Below are 6,522 nucleotides of genomic sequence, written 5' to 3' on the forward strand. Positions count from 1 at the left end.
AGACAAGTCAAACACAGTCCCAGGACTGTTGACAGTCCTGGGACTGTGCGCCATTGTCATCTCAGACGCCCGCAGTCCTAGGACAGCGAGCGGGGGATGGCCTTCTTTGGGCTGCTCCCGGCGCCCGGAGGGCCAGTGAAACGGCTCCAAGGAAGCGACGGTGCTTTGAGAACTCAACAGCGTGACGAGGTCGCCGCCTCCTCAGAAAAGGCGGCCAGCTCGGCGTAGGTCCGCGCACCAACCTTTCCGCAGCTGAGACGGCTGCGGCCGGTTGCCTCCTCTGCCCGTCTCGTACGGGCGGGGCTGAGGGGAGCCGGATTGGTTCCAACGGCGAGAGGCCCCGGAGTTGCAGCTCCGGGGCCTCGTTCCGGGCCGTTCCTCTGTGGAAGGAACACACCCAATGAAGTCCATCGCTGCACTTCAGGCCGTTGTTACGGCCACCCCGTTCGACGGCGAGCCGTCGGACGCGGAGCTGGACGCGATCGAGATCGAGATGCCGCTGATTCGGGCGGAGGTCGACCTGCTCGACGCGCAGATCGCAACGCTTGACCAGACCCCGTCGCTGATCGACAAGCGCCGGATCCGCCGGGCTCGCCGGCGCGTGCTCGCGGCCCGTCTCGCGCTCACCAACCAGGCCGCCGCGGGCACCTCGGAGGTGGCGTGATGGCCACGACGTTCACGGCGCACCTGTCGAACCGCCAGGACCGCTGGCGGCTGTATGTGGTGCTGCCCGGGCCGGTCTCAGCCTGGCCCGAGGCGGACCTCGGCTGCGGTGAGGTGCCGACTGTTCGGGAGCGTTCACGGGCGCTGAACGCGCTCGGCTACGTGTTCACGGACGGCGCCGAGTGGCAGTGGACCGAGTCGAGCGTGTGGCCGGATGACCCGGCTTCCGCGGTCCGTCTGATCGCCTCGGTCGAGGTGCGGGAGGCGCCGGAATGAACAGTGTTCAGATCCGTTCAGCCGAGCGCGCTCTGTCGGTCGGGACGTGGCTGATCGTCGGTGGGGCGATGCTCTACTCGATCCTCACCGTCACCCCGCTCATGGCCGCCCACACGCCGGATGAGTGGGACTGGACGGCGCCGATCCTGCCGCTGGTGGTGGACGCTGCGGTCGTGATCGTGGTCCGCCTGGATGCCGTGCTCGCCCGGTTGGGCGGGCATGGCGGTGGGTGGCCGGTCGCGCTGCGGTGGATGACCGGCTGCATGACGCTCGCCCTGAACGTCGCGGACTCGGCGCTTCGGAAAGACCTGGTCGGCGTGGCCGTGCACGCGGTCGCGCCGCTGCTGCTGATCGTCACGGCGGAGACCGGACTCGCCTACCGGCGGGCCATCACCGCCGCCCTAACGGCGCGGGAAGCTCAGCGCAGGGCCGAGCAGGCAGAGCGCGATCGGGCGGCCGCTGAACGGCGCGAGGCGGATGAGCGGCGGGCCCGCGAGGAGCGCGAGTACGCCGAGAAAGTGGCTCGTGAACAGCGTGAGCATGAGGCCCGCCTCGTCCGTGAACAGGCCGAGCGGGAGGAAGCCGCACGCCGTGCCGAACGCGAGCAGGCGGAGGCGCGGGAGCGGGTAGAGCGGGAGGCCCGTGAACGCCGTGAACGCGAGCGTGAACACCAGCAACGCGAGCGTGAACGCCTTGAACGTGAGGCCGTCCAGCGCCGCCAGGAAGCTTCGCGGCGCCGCGAAGAAGCGGCCCGCAGGGAGCAGACGGAGCGGGAGGAGCGGGAGGCTCGTGAACGCGCCTTGCTGCTCTCCGGCGGTCCGGTGAACGAGAAGCTGCCGGAAGACCGCGCCCGTCAGATCGTCGCCGCGGCGTTCGCGGAGGGGCTGCCGGTCCGGTCGGCAGCCGAGTTGTGCGGCTGGTCGGTCGGCTGGGTCTCCACCCGCTACCAGGAGCACCGCGACACCGCCGCCGGCCGGACGCTCGAAGGTGCCTCGTCGTGAGCGGCCTGCCGGTCTACCGGTGGCGCCTGGCCCCGGACGGATACGCCACCTACCGACAGTTGCGGGCGCTCGGGCTGCGGCCCGGCGGGCAGGACGTCGCCGCCGAGCTGCAGCGCCCCCGGCGCCGTCGTGGGCCGCTGGTCGCCTACCTCTACCGCATCGACCAGGCCAAACCCATCCGCCCCATGACCCCCGCTCGCCGGGCGGCACTCGAGCGAGCGAACGCGGCCCAGCGGATCTGCCCCAACTGCCGTCGCGACGCGGGATATCGCATCCCGCGCTCGCTCGGCATGTGCACCCCGTGCGCCGACGCACCCACCACCTGACGCGACAGGAGACACCGCGTGAGCAGCCAGACCGAACAGAACACCACGCCGACCGTCCAGCAGCACGGCTCGCACCACTACGTGCTCACCCTCGACATGCCCGGCCGGATCGCCAGCACCTGGCACGGCACCTTCACCCCGGGCCCGACAAGCACCCGCAACGACGTCTTCCTGTGGCTGCGCGAGCGCATCAGCGCGGAGAACCCCGAGTTCACCCGGGCGAACGTCGTCTTCTTCTCCCTGGAGCCGAACCGGCTCTGACCTGCAACACCTCGCCCAGCAGAGCCCGTACGCGGCGCCGTAGGAAGCATCGCGTGCGGGCTCTGCTGTTCTCCGCGAAGGAGTGCACACCAGCATGACGGACACCACCCTCGCTCCGGTAGCAGGCCCCGACGCCCCTCCGGACAGCACCCCGACCCCCACACCCGAACCCACCCCCACCCCGGCCGCCGCCGTGGTCGACCACACCCCTGGCGGGTGGCCGGTCGTCCCGCTCGCCGTGACCAGCACGAACACCACCGCCTCCCTGCTGGCCGCCGCCGCACTGGTCGGAGGACCGGCCGCGCTCGCGGTCGCCGCGACCGGCGCGGTCGTCCTCGGCACCGCCGCCGCAGCCACCCGCCACCGCCACGACCGCAAGGCCAAGCCCAAGGCCCAGACGACGCAGGGGCGCACGGCCAGGTCGAGTACCGCGGCCGGGACGGGGTCGACCGGCCGACGCAGTTCGGGCCGTGTGCCGACGCAGGCCCGTAACGGGAACGCCGGCACCACTAAAGCCGCTGGTCGCGGTCGCAGCAGCGGATCCCGGACCACTGGCGGATCCTCCCCGGCCGGGAAGAAGCCTGCCCGGCTGGACCGCTTGCGGAAGTCGCCGACGAACGGTCTGACCTCGTCCGGCACTTCCGCCTCTTCCCGCCGGTCTGCGGGCCGGGTCGGGCAGGTTAAAGCCCTGCGGGACGCAGCTCGGCAAACGTCGCCGTCGCGAGCTGCTCGCCGCAACGACACGAAGGGCGCTCGCCGTTCCGTGGCGGACGCCCGACGACAGGCGAAGGCCGACCAGCGGGCCGCGTCCCTCGCGAAGAAGGGCCCGGTCGGCCGAGCTGTGAGCAAGGCCGCAGGACGCATCGGCAAGGCCCGCAGTGCGGCGATAGAGCGTGCCCGAACGGCGCGGGACCGCAGGGCCGCCGGGCAAGTCGACGGCCAGCGGGACCGGGTCCGCAAGGCACCCGCCCGGAAGGAAGCCCGCAGGGCTCTGCGCAAGTCAGCTGCCCGGTTCCAGCGGCGTCGGCTGCTCGCGGCCCTGCTCGCCGGCGCGCTCGGCATCGTCGGGTTCGTGACGTCGCCGATCGGGCGGAAGCTCGGTCTGGCGTGGCTGATCCACCCCGGGCGCCGCCTCTACGCCCGCCTCATGCGCACCGCCGCCGAGCAGCGCGAGAACCGCGACGAGGCCATCCACACGGCCCTCCAGAACGCCGAGGCCGCCATAGACGCCGAGGCCACCGACGAGAACGCCGAGCAGATCGGGGACCAGGTCGAGCGTCCCGCCGGCCTGATCCCTGCAGCACCCACCAGTGAGAACACCGAGGGAGAGATCGTGTCGGGTTTCCGGTTCGAGGAGTACGCGGCGGAGATGGAAGCCGCGGCCAACAGCTACGACCCCGAGAACGCCATGGAGATCCTGGCCATGGTCGAAGGACTACCCGCCGCGCTGACCAGCGTGGCGAACGTGATGAAGATCCTCGCCGAGCGGTCCGACTCGGAATTCCCGCTGGAGAAGGAAGTCGCGGGCGGCTTCAACGACATCTTCGGCGCCCTGATGGCCGCGGTCGCGGTCGCGGAGGACATGGGTCCGCTGTTCCGGCAGGCCCACGAGCAGGACATCGCCCGCCACGAGGACCCGCGTAACGGGCCCGAGGCCGAGAAGGGATGGAACGTCTGACCATGGCCAACAACACCGCCACCACGACGGGGCCGGTGTGGGACTGGGCGGCCGGTCACGGACCCGTGACCGGCGCTCTGTCCGCCACCACCGGCGCCCTCGCCGTCGCCACCACCGGCGCCGCCACCGGAATGCCCGCTGGATGGGCCCTCGCCGTCGGCGCCGCCGGCGCGATCGGCCACACCGTCACCAGCCTGAAAGACCGACTCTCCGCCCGCACCATCGGAATGCGAGCCGCGTCCTGGCTGGTCGGCGCCGGATGGACCACCTGGGCCATCACCACCGGCCCTCTCACCTGGGCCGCCCTCGGCTCACTCGCCACCCTCGGCGTCGGCCTCGGTGCCGCCGCCCGCGCCACCCTCCTCCACGAGGAAGCCCGCGAGCTGGAGGCGATCGCCGCCGCGGAACGGCAGGTCGCCCGTGAACTGTCCGCCGAGCGGCGGGCGATCGCGGCCGAGTGGGTCGACCGGATCCAGCGCGTCTGCGGCATCACGGTTCGCGTCCTGGCCGTCGAGCAGTGGCCGACCGGCTCCGGGTTCACGATCGACGCCGAACTCCCCGCCGGCGGCACCACCTACGACCGGATCGCGCGGGAGTCGGCCCGGCTGTCTGCGGATGCCCGGCTGCCGCACGGCTGCACCGCGTCCGCGTCGCAGGGCATCGACCAGGGCCGCGTCCTGATCGACGTGACCACCGTGAACGTGCTCGCCGAGGAGGTCACCTACCCGACCGACTACGGGCCGCTGTCCCTGCTCACCGGGATCCCCTGGGGTCTGCGGACGAACGCGGACGAGGTCCGCGCCTACCTGCGCGAGCAGTGCGCATTGGTGGTCGGGCCGACCGGGTCGGGCAAGACGAACATGGTCCACACGATCCTCGCCGGATTCGCCCGCACCACCGACGTCCTGACCTGGGTGATCGACCTCAACGCCGGTTCCGCCGGCCTGCCCTGGGCCCGCCCCGCCCTCACCGGCGACGGCGAGGGGCTGCGGCCGGGCGTGGACTGGCTCGCCTCCACCCACGAGGAAGCCGCCCTGATGCTGGACGCGGCGGTGCGGATCGCGAAGCACCGCAAGATGGCCTACCAGGACCTCATGTCGAAGGCGAACACCGACCTGCTGCCGATCAGCGCCCAGATCCCGCAGATCGAGATCGTCATCGACGAGGGCGCCGAGATCCTGACGAGCATGGACCGCCCGACCAAGGTCCTGGCCAAGAAGATCCTCGAAGTCATTCGGATCGCCCGCGCCATGGGCATCCGTACCGTCCTGACCGCCCTCGGAGCCACCGGGGCCGTCCTCGGGGACCTGATGATCCGCCGGGAAGCGAAGGTCCGCGTCGCCCTCACCGGCGGTGAGACCGAGGGCATGGACCTCAGCAAGCAGTTCCCCGGCTCGCGCGGACTGCGCGTGGACCAGGCCCCCTACAAGGGATCCGGGTTCATGGGCACCCCCGAGTCCCCGGCTGCCCTGTTCAAGTCCTGGCGGATCCTGCCCAACCAGATCCGCGACATCGTCGCCGCCACCTCCGACCGCCACCCCACCCTCGACGCCATCTCCGCGAAGGCGGCCGGGCCGGACTACGCCCGCCGCTGGGACCACGCCCGCACCGCCTGGATCCACGACCACGACCCCACCCCGGCCGCGGGCGCCTCGGCCGAGTCGGCCGGCGCCTCGGGCGGCCTAAACCTGTCCGCCCTGCGCACCGAGCAGCCGCCGGTGATCGAGTCCGAAGCCGACGCACTGGCGCGGAAGTTCCGCGAGCAGATCGACGCCCAGTTCGCCACAACCCCCGAACCCACCAGCACGGAGCCGGTGACCGAACAGCCGACCCCGTCCGGGCTGAACCTCTCCGCGCTCCGAAAAGACTCGGGGGGCCCGGAGTGGCTTCCCGAAGCGATCGCCGCGATCGCGGCGACGGGCTCCGAGGGCATGAAGCCCTCCGCTGTCGCCGACATGGTGGGCCGCAGTCGTCAGGCTGTCCGCGCCGCGCTGAAGGCGGCGGCCGAGCGGGGCGAACTGGTCTACCGGGACAACGGCCCGCACTCGGTATACGTCCATCCCGACCACGCCTGAGCGCTCTACAGAGAGCTACTGGCTAGTGGATACCGGCAACTTGCCACTAGCCAGTAGAACGGCTCTCTAGTGGCCATCAGGGGCTTTGAACAGCCCGTATTCCACTAGCCAGTAGGCACTAACCACTACGACCACCAAGCGTCACCATCCCGGCGGGGGGGGGGGGTAAAGCGGGAGCGGCCCCCGCCCCCCCCGGACTCCACGACCGGTGAGCGAGAAACCCCACAAAATAGAAGAACACC

Annotated in this window: 7 protein-coding genes; all 7 read left to right on the top strand. The window is 71.3% G+C overall.

From position 1 onward, the window contains the following. Positions 1 to 400: 400 nt before the first annotated feature. The 7 genes from ACWF79_RS06895 to ACWF79_RS06925 all read left to right on the top strand — a co-directional run bounded on the left by ACWF79_RS06895 (position 401) and on the right by ACWF79_RS06925 (position 6,280). Positions 401 to 664, top strand: coding sequence for a DUF6284 family protein (locus ACWF79_RS06895; RefSeq protein ID WP_453726993.1), 264 nt, complete (start codon positions 401 to 403; stop codon positions 662 to 664). Continuing rightward, positions 664 to 939, top strand: a complete 276-nt coding sequence (locus ACWF79_RS06900; protein ID WP_453726994.1) for a DUF6303 family protein — start codon at positions 664 to 666, stop codon at positions 937 to 939. Before ACWF79_RS06895 ends, ACWF79_RS06900 begins: the two co-directional genes overlap by 1 nt. Then, complete coding sequence (locus ACWF79_RS06905) at positions 936 to 1,940, top strand: DUF2637 domain-containing protein (RefSeq protein WP_453726995.1); 1,005 nt, start codon at positions 936 to 938, stop codon at positions 1,938 to 1,940. The genes ACWF79_RS06900 and ACWF79_RS06905 overlap by 4 nt, the downstream gene beginning before the upstream one ends. Beyond that, entirely contained in the window at positions 1,937 to 2,266 is a 330-nt protein-coding gene (locus ACWF79_RS06910) for an RRQRL motif-containing zinc-binding protein (protein ID WP_453726996.1), read from the top strand. The genes ACWF79_RS06905 and ACWF79_RS06910 overlap by 4 nt, the downstream gene beginning before the upstream one ends. 18 nt (positions 2,267 to 2,284) lie before the next feature. Next, positions 2,285 to 2,527, top strand: a complete 243-nt coding sequence (locus tag ACWF79_RS06915) for a hypothetical protein (protein WP_453726997.1) — start codon at positions 2,285 to 2,287, stop codon at positions 2,525 to 2,527. A 94-nt stretch (positions 2,528 to 2,621) separates the two neighbouring features. Next, a complete protein-coding gene (locus ACWF79_RS06920) occupies positions 2,622 to 4,205 on the top strand; it encodes a hypothetical protein (protein WP_453726998.1) in 1,584 nt (527 codons plus the stop codon). Beyond that, positions 4,193 to 6,280 carry a hypothetical protein gene (locus ACWF79_RS06925; protein WP_453726999.1) on the top strand — a complete coding sequence of 696 codons (2,088 nt, stop codon included), beginning with the start codon at positions 4,193 to 4,195 and terminating at the stop codon, positions 6,278 to 6,280. Before ACWF79_RS06920 ends, ACWF79_RS06925 begins: the two co-directional genes overlap by 13 nt. Positions 6,281 to 6,522 lie beyond the last annotated feature (242 nt).

The sequence above is a fragment of the Streptomyces sp. NPDC054975 genome, from assembly GCF_053609105.1.